This is a genomic window from Brachyspira hampsonii (genome assembly GCF_001746205.1).
Lineage (GTDB): Bacteria > Spirochaetota > Brachyspiria > Brachyspirales > Brachyspiraceae > Brachyspira > Brachyspira hampsonii_B.
In genome coordinates, this window is sequence record NZ_MDCO01000009.1 from 281,073 (window position 1) to 300,905 (window position 19,833).

Here is a 19,833-nt window from a genome sequence, read left to right on the forward strand (position 1 = left end):
AATGTGTGAAATTATATTTTATTATGAAGTTTTGTCAACAAAAATATTTTTATATAACAAAATTAATTTAATTTCTTTCTATACAAATTAAACAGCTCATTTGTATAAATTAATACAGAATTACTGTCAAATAAAAATTGTTCGCTATTATCATCAAAATCCGGCTTATTTGAGGTACTATACCAATAATATAATGATAAATTATGATGCGGTATTATTTTTATATTACTATCATCTTTGGCATACAATGATGAATTTGTATTTTCTGTTATTAAATATTCTATTTTATAATCTTGATTAGTATAAGCATTTTCTTTTTTAGTTAAAAATAAATTCATAGCATAATTAAAAATATTTCTTGAATACAGAGTAAAAGGTTTTCCATCAGCATCTTTAGCCATGTTTTTTACAATATCATAAGTAAGCCTTTGTTTTTTACCTATCAAAGAAAAATAGTCATTTTGTTTATAATAATGCCAAGGAACTGCCAGAATATGAATAAACATAAATATTATTAACAAATTAAATAATTTAGTCTTTTCATAATATAAATAATTTGTAAATAATAAAATAGTAAAGAAAGATAATGCAAACATAGAAAAATGATAAACATATCCGCCTCCTTTACCTTTTAAAATCATAGGACAAAGTATAGCCACAGGTATATACAAAAAATAAAAGAATAATACTTCTTTTAATACAGCATCATTTTTAAATCTTTTACCTCTAAATAAATCCTTCTTATATAAAAACATAATAGAATATACAAAAGAAGCAATTACTATAACATGAGAAACTATTATTGTAATTATCACTATAGGACTAAATATACCCCAATATGTTAATGCTGTTTTCACATCAAATTTATTTAATGTAAAAGTAGGAAATATTATTTGTGCATATATTTGAGGGAAGCGTTTATAAAATGGTACAGTATAACCTTTTGATAAATTAATCATCTTTAAAGAGTTATTAAATCCATTTTGAATCTCAGCTATTAAATACGGTAAATACAATAAAAATGATATGAATACTCCTAAAGCTAAATATTTAAAATATTTTTTAGAATAATCCCTTTTAATGATTAAATAAACTAATAGAGTTGGAACTATACCATAATATACAGCAAAATGAAATTGCCCCATAATAGCTAAAACAGGAAATAAAAGTGAAGCAAAAACTTTTGAATATTTTTCATCTCTCAAGTACTCTACAAAAAACATACAAAACAAAAATGAAAACATTACGACAGGATTAGGATTAGTAAAAGAAGTAACAGCTTCAAATATAATACAGTTAACTGCCATAAATGATGTCATAATTGCAGCAGAAACAAAACCAAATCTAAAATAAATCCAAATTAAAAATATAAATAAAACTAATAAATATAAACTAACATCAATAATTCTAGCGGTATAATAATTTTCTCCGCCCAAATTAAATAATAGTAAAAATTTAGAATAAAACCCAGCTCCCGGAACTCTTGCTATATCATCAACTAAAAGTCCGCTTGTAACTAATCTTGCACCTGTATGCGGAATTTCTTTATTATCATGAGCTGTTCTCATCTCATAAAAATGCTGTTCATTATCATTAGATAAAAAATAATCTTTTTGAAAATAAAAGCTGGATATTAAACTTATTATAATAGATAATACAATTAACAATTTTAATAAAACATTTAATTTTGCATCACTCATATTTAATCCTAATAAATCAATTCTCTACATATCTGTAAACTTTCAGCTTATCATCACCGGAAATCATTTCGGCATCAGTAGGTAAATTATTTAATATATCATCATAAGGTTTTGATTTACCTGTTGTTTTTAGCCTTATATTTTCAACCTCATAATAAATAAAATATACTAGTTTTGAATTATCATCTCTATTCCAATCTAAATTTGGAAAATAAGCTAGCTTCATATTATCAAAATAATTCTCATCATAAGGTATTATTTTAAAAGCTCTGCCTTCAGCATCTTTAGATATAGCAGTTAATATATTTCTAAATTTATTCTCTGTATATGGAGCTTCAAATAAATTATAATATCTTGTCAAATGTAAAAAACCCATATTTATACTATTTAATGTGATAAGTATTATAGAAATCATAAGCAGTTTATTCTTATTTTTTAATAATTCATTAAATAATATTATTATAGTTATAAAAGAAAAAGCAAATATTCCATATAAGTATCTGAATGTACCTGGTACTGATTTAAATATAAAAAATGTAAAACAAGTGGCTGGTATAAATAGTAAATAAAATATAAAGCCTTCTCTTTCAATAATATATGTTGGGATTTTTGATTCGCTTTTTCTTGATTTAATAAGAAATATTATAGAATATATAAATGCTGCTAAAGAAATAACAGCAGTAATAGCTAAAAATATCATACCTATAATAAAAGTATTTTCACTAAACCAAAAATAATTTACAGGTGTTGAATTAGTACCATATAAGACAGAAATCTCATTTGTAGGAAAAATAAGTATAGAATAAACTTGAGGAAGACCTTTAAACACAGAAGAACTTTGCATATTCAGCATTAAATTCATATTAAAAAATCCATTTTTTATCTCTGAAACCAAATAAGGCAAATAAGTTAAAAAAGCAATAAATACACCAAGCAAATGAGCTTTAATATATTTTAAAGTTCTCTTATATCTTATTATAAGATAAATAATAGTAGTTGGAACAACAGAGAAAAATACAGCAATATGACCCTGAGCCATTAATGCTTCTATAGGAAAAATCATCATTGCAGATGTAAAAGCTAATTTATCATCATTATTTGATACATATTCAGAAAACATTATAAACAGTATAAAAGAAAGCATCAATGGTATATTAGGATTCCAAAAATCATTTGATGAAAACATAACATAGCCATTAGTAAGAATTAATGCTGACAAAACTGCACATAAGTACAGAGAAAACTTTTTATATACCCAAAACAAAAATATAATGAGTATTAAAGCACAAAGTATTATATAAATAATTCTAGCACCGGTAATAGATGCTCCTCCCAAAGTATAACATAATAAATAAAGTATATAATAAAATCCGCCCGGTATTCTTGCATAAGTAGTATTATCTCTTACATCTAAAGGATTTGTTAGTCTATTTCCTACAACAGGTATAGTTTTTGTTTCATAATACTGCTTCATATCATATAAATGGTATATAGGATCTATATAAATAGCTGTTTTATTAAAAGCATAAAAATGTATAAATATTGAAGAAACAACTGCTGCAAATATAGAAATAATAAACAATTTTTTCATTTTAATTTTTTCCGACAAAATGCTAAACTAAATGACAAGCACAATAATGACCGCTTTCTACTTCTCTAAACTCAGGCACTTTCTCAGCACAAACAGCCTCAGCTTTAGGACATCTTGTTCTGAACTTGCAGCCCGAAGGAGGATTGATCGGAGAAGGTATTTCACCGGAAAGTATTATTCTCTGTTTAGTTTTAGCTATAGAAGGCTCTGATATAGGTATTGCAGAAATCAAAGACTGAGTATAAGGGTGAAGCGATTTTGTATATAATGATTCGCTGTCTGTAAGCTCTACAATATTGCCCAAATACATAACACCTATTCTCTTTGATATCTGACGCACCACTGCCAAATCATGAGCTATAAAAAGATAAGTAAGCCCCATATCCTGCTGCATATCATAAAGCATATTTATAATCTGTGCCTGTATAGATACATCTAATGCAGATACCGGCTCATCGCAAACTATAAACTCCGGATTAACTGCTAAGGCTCTTGCTATACCAATACGCTGTCTTTGTCCGCCTGAAAACTCATGAGGATATCTCTGAGCCTGTTCTGCATTAAGCCCTACAAGTTTAAGAAGATTAATAATTTTTTCCCTTCTTTCATTTTTTGTAGAATATAGTTTATGTACATCGAGAGCTTCCCCTATTATATCTTCAACAGTCATACGAGGATTAAGGGAGGCATAAGGATCTTGGAAGATTATCTGCATCTTTTTAGCATAATTACGGTAGTTTTCATTATTAACTTCTTCGCCATTAAAAAAGATTTTTCCGCTTGTAGGTTTATATAGATGAAGCAGAGTTCTTCCCAAAGTAGTTTTTCCGCTTCCAGACTCTCCAACAAGTCCGAAAGTTTCTCCCTTATTTATGGTAAAAGATACTCCGTCAACGGCCTTTACTGTTTGTATGCTTCTTCCAAAGAATCCGCCTTTGATTTTAAAATGTTGTTTCAAATCTTGTATTTCTATTAAAGGTTTCATAAAAACTCTCTTTTATTTACTATATTTACTGTTTTATCATTAAATAAAAAATTATTTAGGCATTTGATGAAGCCAGCAGGCTGAAAAATGTCCTTTCTCAAACTCTGTTATAGGAGGCTTATTATCAATACATACTTTCATACATTCTTCGCATCTGGTGCTGAAAGGACAGCCTGATTTCATATTTAAAAGGTCAATAGGTGTTCCTTCTATAGGGATAAGCCTATCCTGCTTTATATCAATACGCGGAAGTGATTTCAAAAGCCCCAATGTGTAAGGGTGTTTAGGACGCTCAAATATATCATAAACAGTTCCGCGTTCAACTATACCTCCTCCATACATTACTATAATATCATCTGCCATGTCAGCTACAATGCCAAAATCATGAGTAATAAGTATAACAGCCATTTGTATTTTTTTCTGTATATCTTTTATAAGCTCTAGTATCTGTGCCTGTATAGTAACATCAAGTGCAGTTGTAGGCTCATCAGCTATAAGTATTTTAGGACTCCCAGCAAGTGCCATAGCTATCATTATACGCTGACGCATACCGCCTGAAAGCTCATGAGGATATTGTTTTATTCTTCTTCTAGGCTCATTAATACCAACCAATGTAAGAAGTTCAACTATTTTTTCTACTGCATCAGTTTTGTTTATTTTTTGATGCGTAGTCAAGGCTTCCATTAATTGATTGCCTATGGTGTATACAGGATTAAGACAAGTCATAGGGTCTTGGAAAATCATAGAGATTGAGTCTCCTCTGATTTTTTTCTTTTCATGCTCTGAAAGTTTTATCAAATCAGTACCTTCAAAAAGTATCTCCCCATTCATAATTTTACCGGGTTCATCAATAAGTCCCATAATAGAATAAGCGGAAACACTCTTACCGCTTCCAGACTCCCCTACTATACCCAAAACTTTAGATTTATCCAAATTATAAGAAATATTATTAACAGCCTTAACTTCTCCAAGAGGCGTAAAGAAAGATACGCTTAAATTTTTTATTTCTAATAAATGATTATTCTCCATTTGTATACCGCCTTTATAAACTTCTTTATCTGTTTTTCATTCTAGGGTCTAATGCATCTCTTAATCCGTCTCCAACCAAATTAAAACAAAGTATTATAATACTTATCAAAGCAGCAGGAAAAAGAAGCTGATAAGGATAAGAATAAACACCGCTTACCGCATTAGAAGTAAGAGATCCAAGTGAAACCATAGGGGCACTAACTCCTAAACCTAAGAAACTTAAAAAAGCCTCTACAAATATAGCATTAGGTATCTGAACCATAGCTGATACTATTATAGCACCCATAGCATTAGGGATTAAATGCTTGAAAATTATTCTGCTGTGAGGAGTACCCAAAGCTCTGGCTGCAGTTACAAACTCCTGCCCCTTTAATGCCAAAATCTGCCCTCTTGTCATTCTTGCCATATTAGTCCAATAAAGCAGAGATATAACTATAAATATACTGAAAAGTCCAGGGCCTAAAAGACCTATACCTCTTAATGATTCATTTTGCAAAAATAATTTATCCATAGGAGCTTTAAGTACAACTGATAATAATACAACTACCAAAAGTGTAGGAACAGCACTTATTATATCAACTATACGCATCATAATACTGTCAGTAAGCCCGCCGAAATATCCTGATATAGAACCATAAACTATACCTATTATTACAACTAAAGTAGCTGATACTATACCTATTAAAAGCGAAATTCTAGCTCCTATCATACATCTTACAAGCAAATCTCTTCCCAAAGTATCAGTACCGAATGGGTGCTCAAAAGTAGGAAGGCTATTTTCTACTCCTCTGTTTATCTGAGCATATCCATATTCTGAAACTATAGGTATAATAATAGAAAGAACTGCTATAATACCAATAACTATAATAGATACTAAAGCAACTCTATTTTTCTTAAATCTTCTATATGCGTCCTGCCAATATGTTACACTCTCTCTTTTTACTTCAGCTGAAGCCTTTTCTTCATCGGTAGCTTTAACAAATAATGATTTATCCAAACTCTCTTCCATTATACTCTCCCCCTTATAGTTAATCCTGTATTTTTATTCTAGGGTCTATAATACCATAAGATAAGTCAACCAAGAAATTCATAGCTATTAAAAAAGCCCCGTAAAATATAGTAACACCTAATATCGTAGGATAATCTCTTTGTGTTATGCTTTCAACAAAGTATCTTCCAAGTCCCGGTATATTAAATATTTTCTCAACTACAAATGAACCTGTAAGTATTCCTGCTGCAAGAGGTCCTATATAAGTAACTATTGGTATAATAGCATTTCTTAAGGCATGTTTAAATATTATTATGCTTCTTGATATACCTTTAGCCCTTGCTGTTTTTATATAATCCTGATGAATAACATCAAGCATAGAACTTCTCATAAGCCTAGCCATAAAACTTAAAGAACTAAAAGACAAAGCAAATCCGGGCATTATATATTGAGCAAAAGAATCAAAACCATAAGCAGGAAGAAGTTTCAGCTTTACAGAAAATACTATAATAGAAACTGTAGCAACTACAAAACTAGGCACTGCTATACCCAAAGTAGCTGCCACCATTACAGCCCTGTCTACAAATTTACCATGCCTCAATGCCGCAACTATTCCAAATAATACCCCTATAGTAGTAGAAATAAACATACTGAATATTCCAAGCCTAAATGACACTGGAAAAGCTCTTATAATAGTTCCGGAAACCGACTGTCCTATTTTAGTAAGTGATGTACCTAAATCACCTTTTAAAGCATTATTTAGATAATTACCATACTGTACTATTAATGGTTTATCTAGCCCGTATTTTCTATTTAAGTTTTCAAGAGCAACCTTACTAAGAGGCTTTTCTCCTACAAAAGGTCCCCCCGGTACTGTGTGCATCAAAAAGAATGTTATAGTTACTATAACAAAAAGGGTTAAAAGTGATACTAATAATCTTCTAACAACATAAGAAAACATAAACAATACCTTTAATTAATTTTTTGACAAATTTTTATTGACATTATATTATCTAATAAAAATTAACTTTTGTCAAACTTTAAAAAAAGCAAATTTTGTTTAAGCGATATAGATATAACATATTTTAGCTTGAAAAACATGTATTACTTACTAAGTTAGATTAATTCAAATAAACAATAACAAAAAGTTTTATGATTTTTCTAATCAAGAATTAACTTTAAAAAAATAAAATCAAAAATTAATGCGTATATAAATTAAGAAGTTTTTCATTATTCTATACATACTAAATTTAAAAATACATTCAACGCACGGTAAGCAAAATTTTTTATATAATTTAAATTGTTATTATTAATTCATCTGTAATTATAGTATCACTCTGCGTGCGGTTAAGAGATTATAAACTTAATAAAATTTTGGGTGGGTGCTGTAATTTCAATTATAAACAAAAAAGAAATATAATACAAAAATAAAATATAAATTCAAAAAGCCTAAAGGGCGGGATTCAGTATAAGTAAAAAACAAATTTATAATAATAATTATATTTTTATTGGCAATAATTCTAAATAATTGTTATAATATTAATATGAGAAAAATAATCTTATTAACTATAATACTATTAATACCGCTATTTTTATCATGCAGAAACAGCATCACTCCTGCATCATATAATAATAATTATATTAATGATGAATATTTAGAATATTTGGAGTACGGACTAGAAATAGATGAGGCTAATACTCAAAATATGGAAGAAGCATTAGTACGATATGCTAATAACAATAATGGAAAATATAAATTAATATTTAAAGGAACATCAACTAAAAAATATGATATTTGGAGTTCAATTACTCAAATGCTTGATTATATTTCTTTGGAAAACATAGAAATTGAAGTATCTTTAAAATATGTAGATTTTCCTAACAATAAAATACAAGATTATTTATTGGGAGCAAATGCTATTAATAAATCAGTAAAAAAAATAATACTTCCAGATACAATAACAGAGATAGGTGAATATTCTTTTTATTGTCCGGGATTAACAAATATAAATCTTCCTGATACATTAACCAAGATAGGCAGAAGAGGATTTGTGGGATGTCATGATTTAAAAACTTTGAAATTACCTAATTCATTAAATGTTATAGATGAGTTAGCATTTTCATTATGCGGATTTGAAAGTATAGAACTTCCTGATTCTGTAACTTCTATAGGCAAATCAGCATTCCACGACTGCGATAATTTAACATACATAAAATTACCTAATAATTTATATACCATATCTGATAGTATGTTTGAAAGCTGTAATTTATTAAATACAATAACTATACCTGCATCTGTAAAGGTAATAGAAAAATATGCTTTTTATTATGACCAAAATTTGGAAAGTGTAAGATTCTTAAATAATGATCTTTCATCAATGATTATTGCAAATAATATATTTGTAGGATGCAGTTTAAAAACAGTATATATACCATCAAGCAGTACAGCTTCAGATGAGACTTGGAGAACTGCTTTAAATTTAGATCCATCTGTAAATATTGTAAGAGAATAATATAAGATTTTGGGTTTATATTAAGTATTATATTTCTTAATACAAACCCAAAATTATAAAATTCATTATATTAGTCAATTTAATTTTTAAAATATTTATTTTATTAATCCTATATCTTTTCTATAGTATTTATCTTTAAAATCTATTTTCTCTATATCTTCGTAAGTTAACTTTCTAGCCTCTTCTAAAGTATCCGCTATATTAACAACATTAAGAACTCGTCCTCCGTCAGTAACAATATTATTATTTTCATCTATTTTGGCACCAGCAATAAAACATTTACCTTTTATATTTTCAATGCCTTCTATTTTGTATCCTTTGCTATAGCTTGCTGGATATCCGCCAGATGCCATTACAACACAGCATGCATGTTTGTTTTTCCATTTGATATTTAAACTTGATAAGTCTCTTTTCATAGCTGATTCTATAATAGATAAGTAGTCAGTATCTAAAATCTGAAGCACTGCCTGAGTTTCAGGGTCTCCCATTCTTACATTATATTCTAGCAAGTATACACCTTTTTTTGTTATCATAATACCAAAGAATATTATGCCTGCAAAAGACATTTTTTCGGACTTTATACCTTTAAGTGTAGGCTCTAATATATCTTTTATAAATAATTCTTCTGCTTCTTTTGTATAATATGGATTAGGAGCAATAACTCCCATTCCTCCTGTATTATTTCCAGTATCATTATCACATATCTTTTTATGATCTTTAGCAGATATAAAAGGTATTATAACATTGCTGTCGGTTACTGAAAGTATAGATGCTTCAACACCTTCCAAAAACTCTTCTATTACTATTTCATCTCCAGCTTCTTTAAATATTTTTTTAACCATTATATCTTCTAAGGCATTTTGAGCCTCTTTTTTATCTTGGCATATTAAAACGCCTTTACCTAAAGCAAGTCCGCTCGCCTTTATAACTATAGGATAACTGCATTTATTTAAATATTCACTCGCTTTACTATATTCTGTAAATGTTTCATATTCAGCAGTTTTTACACCATATTTTTTCATGAAATTTTTAGCATAAACTTTGGAGCCTTCAAGTATAGCAGCCTGCTTATTAGGTCCGAATATTTTTAATCCGTTTTCTTCAAACTTATCAGCTATTCCGTATACAAGCATCTCTTCGCTTCCTACAATAGTTAAATCAATATTTTCTTTTTTGGCGAAATTTAATATTTCATCTATAGCAGAAATTTTGACATTTTCGCATTTATCTTCTCTGGCTGTTCCAGCATTACCTAAGGCACAATATATTTTTGATACTCTTTCATTTTTACTCAAATTATTGCAAATGGCATGCTCTCTGGCACCTGAGCCTATAACTAATATTTTCATATTTTTTCCTTATTTTTTTTATTTTTATAAAAAACATTTTCTATAAATATATATAGATATTTTTTATTATAAATTTTCTACTTCCTCTATACTCAAACCTGTATTATTACTGATAAACTTAATATCTAAACCAGATTTTTTAAGGCTTTTAGCTATGCTTAAAGCTTTATTTTTTTCACCCTTTTCTATACCTTGTTCTATACCCTCTTTTATTCCTTCCTCTCTCTCCCTCTTTAACATTAAAGTTTGTCCATATAAAAAAGCATCCCTAGCATTATAAACTTCCATTTCTTTTTCACTTGATATAAATCTTTCATATTTATCTATTACTTTAGGCATGATATCATTGACCTCCTTTAATTTGTCTTTAACTTCTTTATTTAAATCCTTAACTGTAAAAAACTCTATCCAAGATAATATCTTATTTCTCTTGATATCATCTATATTTGAATTATTAAGTACCTTTATAAATCTTGGTACTTCTATTATATGCATTTGCATCATATCTAATGATACCTGATGATTTTAAGTATCTATAAGATTAAAACATCTGTGTGCCTTACCTTCATCATAAAAGTCCATATTAAAATTCACAAAATTAATACTTATTACCTGACTGATAATATCATAAGATTCATTTCATTTAATTCACTAACAATATTTTTTGATATATAATAAAATATCCTTTTTACAAAATCTATATTTCCAGATAATTGTATTTCTATAATAATTTTTTTATTATCTTTAGTAATTGCTTTAACATCAAGAACATATTCTTTAAGATTAATATTTTCAGGAAGATTATGAGGATTAATTATTTCTAAATTATGTACTTCTTGAAAGCCTGAATCTCTAAGAACGCAATTAACTATATTTTCAAGAATATCTTCATTTCCAATAGAACCTAAAAGATAGCGTACAAAGTAATCATTAAGTACATTAAAATTTTTATTGTTTGATTTCAATTCCATAAAATTATTATAATGAATTTTTATTCTTTGTCAAATACTATAATCATATAAAGCAAATAAAATTCAAATTTGATTAAAGAATAAAAATATATTATACTAATCAAAAAAATTATAAACGGATAAATATAATGCAGGAAACATTTTTTGGAAGCGAAAAAGAAGAAAATCAAAAACTCACACCTATGATGAGGCAGTATAAAGAAATTAAAGATAAATACAATGACAGTATACTTCTTTTTAGAATGGGAGACTTTTACGAGGTATTTTTTGATGATGCAAAAGTGGTGTCTGATATATTAGGACTTACTCTTACAAAAAGAGCTAATGTTCCTATGGCTGGAGTTCCTTATCATGCTATAGACAATTATTTATCAAAATTAGTTAAATCTGGAATGAAGATTGCTATATGCGATCAAATGGAAGACCCAAAAACAGCAAAAGGCATTGTAAAAAGGGAAGTTACTCAGGTTATAACACCTGGTACTATTTCAGAAAATAAATATTTAGAATCCAAAAGCAACAATTATCTAGCTTCTATAATAGTTTCAAAAAGCGAGAAAAATGCTGCTATATCTATATGCGATATTTCTACAGGAGAGCTTTATGCTTCAGAAATAAATTCTAACTTAGAAAATCAAAATGAAGCTGTAAAAGAAATTATTAATGAACTTACAGAAGAGATTATAAGATTTTCTCCTAAAGAAATTATGACTATAGAATCCGTTTCAGAAAGTATAATTATAAAAGAGATAAAAAATAAGTTTTCAAATATATTTTATAGTACAACAGCAAATTATACGGCTGAATACTCCTATGCATACAAAACATTAACTAATCATTTCAAAACAGTATCATTAAAAAGTTTTGGTATAGAAGAAAAACCTCTTTTAATATCGCTTTTAGGCTCAACAATATTTTATATTCAAGAGCTTTCAAAAACTTCACTTGAACATATATCCAATATTACACTATATAATAGAAAAGATTCAATGACTTTAGACTATGCCACAATAGCAAGTTTGGAAATATTAGAAACAATAAGAAATGATAATAATAAAATGACATTGTTCGACACTATAGACAGAACAAAAACTTCTATGGGAGCGAGATATTTAAAAAGAATAATAGTAGAGCCATTATTAAATATTAATGATATAAATAAAAGACTTGATAATGTGGAGTTTTTCTATAAAAATCAAAAGTTTATGTATAAAATAAGAGATTTACTTCAGGATATTGGAGATATAGAAAGGCTTGCATCAAAACTAGCACTTTCAAGGATTAACCCTAAAGAGCTTGTATCATTAAAAAGATTTTTAGTAACTTCACTTGAGGTTATAACCGAACTTGCTATGAACAATTTTGAGGATGTAAACTTTGAAGAGGTTAATGATATAAAAATAATTACTGATTTGATAGAACGTGCAATATTAGAAGAGCCTAAAATAGTTATAAATGAAGGCGATATTATAAAAGATGATTATGATGAAACATTAAAAAAATATAATGAAGCTAGAAGAGAGGGACGCTCTTGGATATCAGAACTTGAACATAATTATAAATTAGATACTGGAATTAATAATTTAAAAATACGCTACAATAATGTTATAGGTTATTATATAGAAGTAACCAAAGCAAATGCCTCATCAGTACCAAGCGATTTTATAAAAAGACAAACATTAATAGGAAGTGAAAGATACACCACAAGCAAATTAATGGAGTATGAAACTATTATCAATGAAGCTAATGAAAAAAGTTATGCTTTGGAGTATGATATATTTATAGATGTAAGAAATAAAACTAATGAATATTTAAACTCAATATTAAAAATGGCTAAAGTAATTTCTATAATAGATGTTTATTCTTCTCTTGCCTGCCTTGCTAAAGAGGATAATTATGTTAAGCCAATAATAACAGATGACGGAATAATAGATATAAAAGAAGGAAGACACCCAGTTGTAGAGGTCAATCTAAAAACAGAAAGTTTCATTCCAAATGACACATACTTGGACAGTAAAAATGAACATATGCTTATAATTACAGGACCTAATATGAGCGGTAAAAGTACATATTTAAGACAAACCGCTTTAATAGTGCTTCTTGCTCAGATTGGATCATTCGTACCTGCCGAAAGTGCTAAGATATCTATAGTTGATAGAATATTTACGCGTGTAGGAGCAAGCGACAATATTGCAAGAGGAGAGAGTACATTCTTAGTAGAGATGAATGAAACAGCATATATACTTAATCATTGTACAAACAAAAGCCTTGTGATAATGGACGAAATAGGAAGAGGAACTTCTACTTATGACGGGCTTTCTATTGCTTGGGCTATAGTAGAATATTTAGTTCATGAAGAAAATAAAAAAGCTAAAACATTATTTGCTACGCATTACCATGAACTTACTATGCTTGAAGATTTAGAAGGTGTAAAAAACTATAAAGTATTAGTTGAAGAATATAAAGATGAAATAATATTTATGAAAAAAGTTACAGAAGGTGCAGCACAGTCAAGCTACGGAATATATGCAGCAAAAATAGCTGGAGCTCCTAATAAAGTGATAAAAAGAGCGGGCGAAATACTAAAAAAACTTGAAACTGATGCTAGTATACAGGTTGAAAATATAGAATTAAATACTCAAAAATCAAAGGATATACTACCATTTTATGACAATACAAATAATGATAATATAGAAGAAAAAATAAAAGAAAGCGAAATAGAAAAAGAAATTAAAGAATTAAATATAAATAATATTACCCCTATTGATGCTATGAATTTAATTAACAAATGGAAGAACATGATATGAAAATACCATATTGATTTTGGCTATTTTTTTATAAATTCAATTTTAAGAGGTTGCAAGCCGAAATTATACTATAATAATGAGGTGTACAATGACTGAACAATACTATTACAAATCAACAACTGAAAGAGAATTTGACTGTGTAAAAGATGATGAAAGATTGATAGAAACTTTATCTGATAAAGGGTATACTGTTTATGCCATTGCACAAAAGTCTAATCAATTAATACCATATCATGAACATCCTTCCGAAGAGATGGTAATAGTATTAAGCGGCAAAGTAAGATATATAGTAGAAGAAGAAATCGTAGATTTAGAAGAAGGCGACATTATAAGAGTAAGACCGCATTCTGTTCATTCTATGATAGGAATTTCTGAAAATGGTATATCAAATTTGCTTTTGGTATTCATATAAATAAATATTTATAATATTTCATTATTTAATTTATATAATTAGATTTTAAGCCCACGCGTTAAACCAGCTATAAAAAATAAATCTAGTCATAATAAAAATTTATACTATAAGTTTAAAATCTATTTACCGCGTGCTGTTAAAGTCCATAAAATAAAAAATAGCTTGGGTGGGTATCATTTTTTATGTATAAGTATAAAATATAAATAGAATTAAAAAGTCAAATAAAGTAAAAAGTAAAAAGTATAAAGGGCGGGGTATGTAATTTAATCTTAAAACCTTATTACATTCCCCACCCTCTAGGTTATTTTACTTTATATTTATATTTTAAATTATATTATCTATATAAGATTTATTCTCTTATTATAACCCCCACCCTAGTTTTATTTAAAATTTTAACTATAATAACGCACGCAGAATATAATTATAAACATAAACAAAATCATCAATTCAACTTCAATTACATATAAAATTTAGTTAACCGTGCGTTAAATAAATCTTCACATTTAATAAACGCTTGGGCGGGCATGCTTTTACTAAAGAAGCAATAAATACAAAGAAAGTTTTTATTGCAGAATAAAGTGTTAAACTTTAAAGGGTGGGGAGTTAAATAAATTTTTAAACATAGTTTATTTAAAATCCTTATAAAGCATACTAGGCTGAACATCTGTATTATTCTGATATTTACTGCTCGTATACTCTTCATATTCTCCGTCTATAGTGTGATAATAAAGCTGAGCTATTTCTACATTAGGATATATTATAATAGGCTTTATGCAGAAAATTTCCAAAGTCCAATATCCAGCAAAACCTACATCTCCGAATCCTGCAGTAATATGAATAAAGATTCCAAGTCTTCCTATAGATGATCTACCCTCTATCATAGGAACAAAATTTTTGGTACTTGTATACTCTAAAGTTCTTCCTAAATATAATTCATTAGGTTTTAATTCATAACCGCTTTTTGGTATTATTATCTCCTCTACATCATTAGCTTTTTTCATATCCAGAATTTTATCTTTGTATACTAAAAGTTTATTATGAAGTTTCACATTATAGCTATTTGAATTTAATTGTTTTCTATTAAATGGTTCTATTATTATATCTCTGCCAAGATTTTTTTCTATTTCAAGCCCAGACAAAATCATCTATTTGTATCCTATTTTTATAATATTTTTATTTAAGAAATTATCAATTATTTTCTTTATTTTTCGGTATTATTATAGTATAATTTACACACTAAAATAAAATGATGGAGTTATTAAATGCTATCTATAAATTATAAAAATGTATTAGGATTTTTACAAGAGCATGAATTAGAATACCTTTCTGAACATGCTAAATATGCAAATGAACTTCTTGAAAACAAAAAAGGTGCTGGTAATGACTTTCTGGGCTGGGTTAATTTACCAACTGAAGCTTTGAAAATGGTTAAAGAAATTGATGAATTAGCTAAAGAAATAAGAGAAAATGCTGAAGTATTGGTATCAGTTGGTATAGGAGGATCTTATTTAGGCGGAAAAGCAGTAATTGAATCATTTTTAAATCCTTTCTCTCAGGCTAAAAAAGGAAATACTCAAATCGTATATGCCGGTCATAATATGAACGGTGAATATTTTAAGCATTTACTTGATTATTTGGAGGGAAAAGATTTTTACATTAATGTAATATCAAAAAGCGGTACTACAACTGAACCTGCTATAGCTTTCAGAATGCTTAAAGAATATGCTGAAAAAAGATACGGAAAAGAAGGTGCTGCTAAAAGAATAATAGCCACTACAGATAAGGCTAAAGGAGCTTTAAAAACATTATCCAATGAAAATAAATACAGAACTTTTGTTATACCTGATGATGTAGGCGGAAGATATTCTGTACTTACTCCTGTAGGTCTTATACCTATTGCTGCTGCTGGAATCAATATAGAAGAGTTTGTTAAAGGTTTTGATGCTATGGCTAAATTAACTAAAGAAATGGATTATAAGAAAAACCCTTCTATGTTATATGCTATGCTTAGAAATGCACTTTATACTAAAGGATACAGCACAGAAATAATGGTTAATTATATACCTAGAATGCACTATATATCAGAATGGTGGAAACAATTATACGGAGAAAGCGAAGGTAAAGATAAAAAAGGAATATTCCCTGCTTCTGTTGATTTCTCTACCGATTTGCACTCTTTAGGTCAGTTTATACAGGACGGTAAAAGAGGATTGTTTGAAACTGTTATAAGAGTTGATAAAGAAGATATTGATTTAAAAATACAAAAAGAGGCATCAGATTTAGACGGACTTAATTATTTAGACGGAAAAACTTTGCATGAAATAAATAAATCAGCATTGGAAGCTACAGTATTAGCCCATGTTGACGGAGGAGTACCAAATATAATAGTAGATATTGATAAAATTACTCCTTTCACTATTGGAGAACTTTTATATTTCTTTGAAAAAGCATGCGGTATCTCAGGTTATATGCTTGGAGTTAATCCTTTTGATCAGCCTGGAGTTGAAGCATATAAGAAAAATATGTTTGCTATGCTCGGTAAAAAAGGTTATGAAGAAATGGGTAAAACTCTAAGAGCTAGATTAGAAAAATAATTAATTATCATAATATATTAATTAATAAAGCTGATAATAAGTATTATTTATTATCAGCTTTAACTTTTAAATATCTATTATTTTTTACTTAAATAAAATATATTAAACCTTTTATTTGCTTTTTATATATTATTTCAAATTTATTTTTTAAATTCTTTTATATATACAGCATCTTTATTTTCTTTATGACAATATATGATTTCAATGATAAAAATCATTGAATTATAATAATTTTTAATAATATTGATATCTAATCATCTAAGATGAATTATTTTTTAATAAAATTATTTCATATCCTTTTCAGATATTATTTTCACATTGTATTTATTTATATTTAGTGTATAAACTATATAATTAATAATTTTAAGGGAAAACATTATGAAAAAAATATTAATACTTTTTGCTGTTTTTATCTCAATAATATCATGCTCTGATAAAACGGAAAAGATATCAGACAATTTAAATCAAGATAATCAAAAAACATTAAAAACAGGAGAATGGTATATTGCTCCTAAACAGATAAATGCTGTAGATGAAGATATTAAAACAATTTTTGATAATACAGTGCAAAATCTATTAGGAGTAAAAAGAGAGTTAATGCTTTATCTTGGTAAACAGTTAAGTGATGGTATAAACTATGCTTTTATTTGCAGAAGTGAAATAACATATCCTTCAGCACTTCCATATTATGAAATTATTATATGCAATGTATCTAATTCAAATGAAATATCTATAGTAAAATTAGAAAAGATAATAGAAAGCAGTCAGGGCAGTATTGGAGGCATAGTATGCACATCGTCTGATGAAGCTAAAATTAATATATCAAATTCTAAAGAAGCTAATAATATTATCAATGTATTTAAAAATGCAGTTAAAGATATTAAAGATATAAAATATACACCTGAACTTTATGCTGCAAACCAAGTTGTAAAAGGAATCAATTATTATTTTATAGCCCATGCCGAACTTAATGACGGCACTCATTCAATAAAATTAGTAACAATAAATAATTTCATGGAATCAAGCGAAGTGATTGAAGTAAAAAATATTTTGTAATATATGCAATTTTATAATTATGTAAACTCATTATTAAAAATATTGTATTTCAATTAACATAACAATGCAGGTTTATGATATCCTAAACCGATAATAACTTGTAAGAGGGTATCAACATGAAAAACATAAGATATAAATATTTATTTGTTATTTTATCGGTAGTATTCATTTCTACTTTAGAAAATTTATATAGTCAGATAGCTGTAAATACTTATTCTTTGGAAATCAGTACTAACGATATAGAAATAGTTAAATTTATAAATGGCTATCAGCTTTATTTAAAGAAAAAGCCGAATGTATATGGATATAAAATACAATTAAAAAGACAAGACGGATTTAATTCCTATCTTTATATTGATAACAGCGGCAATTCTAATTCTATAGTTAGAATAAAAGAAAGCGATTATCATTATAAACTTGGAGAAGTATTTAAAATATTTATTCCTCAAAATATCTATTTAGATAATAGAAATAATAATTCTTTATTTACTTTAAGGGATAATATTAGTCTTATTTTAGAGGCTTATGATATCAATAATAATACCTTAATAAATAATGAAATAATATTAAAGGCAAATAATGCTGATATTTCAACACCTACTATAACACTTAGAAATGTAGAAAAAGAAGGAGATCTGTATGCATTTTATTTGTACTACTCCGGAGGCGATAACGGAGAATATGCATTTTATGTAAGAGAAGGAAGAACAAATACGGCATATAAATTGATAGATACTTCTTATGGAAATACTGCTAATTATGATAAAAGCGGTATTATATTAGAGGATACATTTAACAGATCTTTAGGTAAAAAACTTTATATAAAAGCATATTTTAAACAGCTTCCTGAAGACAGATATTTATCTTTCAATGTATTTAATACTCAAGGTCAAAGTTTTACTTTTCCTATAGATTATGTTATAGAAACTACAAATGTAAAACAAGAAGTAATACCGCCTCCAATGCCTAGCGGAGGAAATGAGGGACCAGTAAAAATAAGACCTTCAGATAAAATTATAGAAACTTCTACTAATACTATAATAGTAAAAAAAGATGTTCCTATTAAGAAAGAAAGCAATCAAATAAAAATTTTATCTTCTGCTAATATAGTTGAAAAACCTGTAATTAATGAAGAGCCTGCAATTGATAAAAAGCCTGCTGAAGATGAAAAATATAATTACAACTTGGAGGCTATGAATAACTTAAATAATGCAAGCAAATCATTTAATACTCCTAATAATTATGTAAGAAATGCAGAGGAATTAAGTGATAAATTTAAAAGCATTGTTGAAAGATATAAAGATAAAGGAAGTATCGATTTAGTTGTAGTGTTGGATACTACAGAAAGTATGCATCCATATTTGAAAGCAATAAAAAGAGATATAAGAGGTATGGTTACAGAATTATTTGATAATCATAAATATTCAAGAGTAGGTTTTTTGCTTTACAGAGATGTTAAAGATACTTATCTTACAAAAAAAATAGAGTTCAGTGATAATATTAATTTTATCAATAGAGAAGTTAATTATTTCTATGCGGCAGGAGGCGGAGATAAGGCAGAACCTATGTATGAAGCTTTGCAGGAAGCATTAGAAACTTTTGAGTATATAAATCAAAAAAGATTAATAGTAGTTATTACAGATGCACCTTCTAAAGTAATAGGAAGAGCTGATTTAGATTTAAATTTATCTACAGCTAAAGAAAAGAATGTTTCTGTAGAATTTATATTAGCTTCCGAAATAGAAGAAGAGGAAGATCTTTCTGATGATTATTTATACTTTTTTAATTTTTAAATAGGTATATTGATAATAATGAAAAAAGCCCTTACCGAATAAGGT

Annotated in this window: 14 protein-coding genes and 1 pseudogene; 6 read left to right on the forward strand and 9 right to left on the reverse strand. The window is 27.7% G+C overall.

The window, feature by feature from the left end:
• Window positions 1-62 precede the first annotated feature (62 nt).
• Genes BFL38_RS06465 through BFL38_RS06490 form a run of 6 tightly spaced genes read right to left on the reverse strand, consistent with a single transcriptional unit; the run spans window position 63 to window position 7,254 of the window.
• Window positions 63-1,700 carry a glycosyltransferase family 39 protein gene (locus tag BFL38_RS06465; RefSeq protein WP_069726286.1) on the reverse strand — a complete coding sequence of 546 codons (1,638 nt, stop codon included), beginning with the start codon at window positions 1,698-1,700 and terminating at the stop codon, window positions 63-65.
• Window positions 1,701-1,716: 16 nt separating this feature from the next.
• Window positions 1,717-3,291 carry a hypothetical protein gene (locus BFL38_RS06470; protein WP_069726287.1) on the reverse strand — a complete coding sequence of 525 codons (1,575 nt, stop codon included), beginning with the start codon at window positions 3,289-3,291 and terminating at the stop codon, window positions 1,717-1,719.
• 22 nt (window positions 3,292-3,313) lie between these two features.
• Window positions 3,314-4,276 carry an ABC transporter ATP-binding protein gene (locus tag BFL38_RS06475; protein WP_069726288.1) on the reverse strand — a complete coding sequence of 321 codons (963 nt, stop codon included), beginning with the start codon at window positions 4,274-4,276 and terminating at the stop codon, window positions 3,314-3,316.
• 51 nt (window positions 4,277-4,327) lie between these two features.
• Window positions 4,328-5,305 (reverse strand): ABC transporter ATP-binding protein, encoded by a 978-nt coding sequence (locus BFL38_RS06480; protein WP_069726289.1) that lies wholly within the window; start codon window positions 5,303-5,305, stop codon window positions 4,328-4,330.
• A gap of 25 nt (window positions 5,306-5,330) precedes the next feature.
• The gene (locus BFL38_RS06485) at window positions 5,331-6,314 is read right to left on the reverse strand and encodes an ABC transporter permease (RefSeq protein WP_069726290.1); all 984 of its coding nucleotides are present in this window, start codon (window positions 6,312-6,314) and stop codon (window positions 5,331-5,333) included.
• Between the two features lie 19 nt (window positions 6,315-6,333).
• Window positions 6,334-7,254 carry an ABC transporter permease gene (locus tag BFL38_RS06490; RefSeq protein ID WP_069726291.1) on the reverse strand — a complete coding sequence of 307 codons (921 nt, stop codon included), beginning with the start codon at window positions 7,252-7,254 and terminating at the stop codon, window positions 6,334-6,336.
• A gap of 583 nt (window positions 7,255-7,837) precedes the next feature.
• Here BFL38_RS06490 and BFL38_RS06495 point away from each other — a divergent pair.
• Window positions 7,838-8,806: a leucine-rich repeat domain-containing protein gene (locus tag BFL38_RS06495; protein WP_069726292.1), complete on the forward strand. Its 969-nt coding sequence runs from the start codon at window positions 7,838-7,840 to the stop codon at window positions 8,804-8,806.
• A gap of 95 nt (window positions 8,807-8,901) precedes the next feature.
• On the opposite strand, the gene purD is transcribed toward BFL38_RS06495, so the two are convergent.
• Together purD and BFL38_RS06505 are read right to left on the reverse strand one after the other, a co-directional pair.
• A complete protein-coding gene (gene purD / locus BFL38_RS06500; RefSeq protein ID WP_069726293.1) occupies window positions 8,902-10,155 on the reverse strand; it encodes a phosphoribosylamine--glycine ligase in 1,254 nt (417 codons plus the stop codon).
• Window positions 10,156-10,221: 66 nt separating this feature from the next.
• Window positions 10,222-11,126: pseudogene (locus tag BFL38_RS06505) on the reverse strand (Rpn family recombination-promoting nuclease/putative transposase).
• A 128-nt stretch (window positions 11,127-11,254) separates the two neighbouring features.
• Here BFL38_RS06505 and mutS point away from each other — a divergent pair.
• Complete coding sequence (mutS, locus tag BFL38_RS06510; RefSeq protein WP_069726294.1) at window positions 11,255-13,933, forward strand: DNA mismatch repair protein MutS; 2,679 nt, start codon at window positions 11,255-11,257, stop codon at window positions 13,931-13,933.
• Window positions 13,934-14,021: 88 nt separating this feature from the next.
• Window positions 14,022-14,345 (forward strand): cupin domain-containing protein, encoded by a 324-nt coding sequence (locus BFL38_RS06515; RefSeq protein ID WP_008723089.1) that lies wholly within the window; start codon window positions 14,022-14,024, stop codon window positions 14,343-14,345.
• Window positions 14,346-14,971: 626 nt separating this feature from the next.
• Here the strand turns inward: BFL38_RS06515 and dcd are convergent.
• Window positions 14,972-15,490 carry a dCTP deaminase gene (gene dcd, locus BFL38_RS06520; protein ID WP_069726295.1) on the reverse strand — a complete coding sequence of 173 codons (519 nt, stop codon included), beginning with the start codon at window positions 15,488-15,490 and terminating at the stop codon, window positions 14,972-14,974.
• A gap of 117 nt (window positions 15,491-15,607) precedes the next feature.
• Between dcd and BFL38_RS06525 the strand changes: the two genes are divergently transcribed.
• From BFL38_RS06525 to BFL38_RS06535, 3 genes are all read left to right on the forward strand, one after another.
• Complete coding sequence (locus BFL38_RS06525) at window positions 15,608-16,939, forward strand: glucose-6-phosphate isomerase (RefSeq protein WP_069726296.1); 1,332 nt, start codon at window positions 15,608-15,610, stop codon at window positions 16,937-16,939.
• Between the two features lie 378 nt (window positions 16,940-17,317).
• Window positions 17,318-17,995, forward strand: coding sequence for a hypothetical protein (locus BFL38_RS06530; RefSeq protein WP_069726297.1), 678 nt, complete (start codon window positions 17,318-17,320; stop codon window positions 17,993-17,995).
• Between the two features lie 116 nt (window positions 17,996-18,111).
• A complete protein-coding gene (locus tag BFL38_RS06535) occupies window positions 18,112-19,788 on the forward strand; it encodes a VWA domain-containing protein (RefSeq protein WP_069726298.1) in 1,677 nt (558 codons plus the stop codon).
• Window positions 19,789-19,833 lie beyond the last annotated feature (45 nt).

What these genes read in the sequence shown, in the direction of transcription:
- BFL38_RS06490 (WP_069726291.1), bottom strand. Translation starts at nt 7,254, where the DNA reads ATGTTTTCTTATGTTGTTAGAAGATTATTAGTATCACTTTTAACCCTT.
- BFL38_RS06525 (WP_069726296.1), top strand. Translation starts at nt 15,608, where the DNA reads ATGCTATCTATAAATTATAAAAATGTATTAGGATTTTTACAAGAGCAT.
- BFL38_RS06465 (WP_069726286.1), bottom strand. Translation starts at nt 1,700, where the DNA reads ATGAGTGATGCAAAATTAAATGTTTTATTAAAATTGTTAATTGTATTA.
- BFL38_RS06515 (WP_008723089.1), top strand. Translation starts at nt 14,022, where the DNA reads ATGACTGAACAATACTATTACAAATCAACAACTGAAAGAGAATTTGAC.
- BFL38_RS06475 (WP_069726288.1), bottom strand. Translation starts at nt 4,276, where the DNA reads ATGAAACCTTTAATAGAAATACAAGATTTGAAACAACATTTTAAAATC.
- mutS (WP_069726294.1), top strand. Translation starts at nt 11,255, where the DNA reads ATGCAGGAAACATTTTTTGGAAGCGAAAAAGAAGAAAATCAAAAACTC.
- BFL38_RS06495 (WP_069726292.1), top strand. Translation starts at nt 7,838, where the DNA reads ATGAGAAAAATAATCTTATTAACTATAATACTATTAATACCGCTATTT.
- BFL38_RS06480 (WP_069726289.1), bottom strand. Translation starts at nt 5,305, where the DNA reads ATGGAGAATAATCATTTATTAGAAATAAAAAATTTAAGCGTATCTTTC.
- BFL38_RS06485 (WP_069726290.1), bottom strand. Translation starts at nt 6,314, where the DNA reads ATGGAAGAGAGTTTGGATAAATCATTATTTGTTAAAGCTACCGATGAA.
- purD (WP_069726293.1), bottom strand. Translation starts at nt 10,155, where the DNA reads ATGAAAATATTAGTTATAGGCTCAGGTGCCAGAGAGCATGCCATTTGC.
- BFL38_RS06535 (WP_069726298.1), top strand. Translation starts at nt 18,112, where the DNA reads ATGAAAAACATAAGATATAAATATTTATTTGTTATTTTATCGGTAGTA.
- dcd (WP_069726295.1), bottom strand. Translation starts at nt 15,490, where the DNA reads ATGATTTTGTCTGGGCTTGAAATAGAAAAAAATCTTGGCAGAGATATA.
- BFL38_RS06470 (WP_069726287.1), bottom strand. Translation starts at nt 3,291, where the DNA reads ATGAAAAAATTGTTTATTATTTCTATATTTGCAGCAGTTGTTTCTTCA.
- BFL38_RS06530 (WP_069726297.1), top strand. Translation starts at nt 17,318, where the DNA reads ATGAAAAAAATATTAATACTTTTTGCTGTTTTTATCTCAATAATATCA.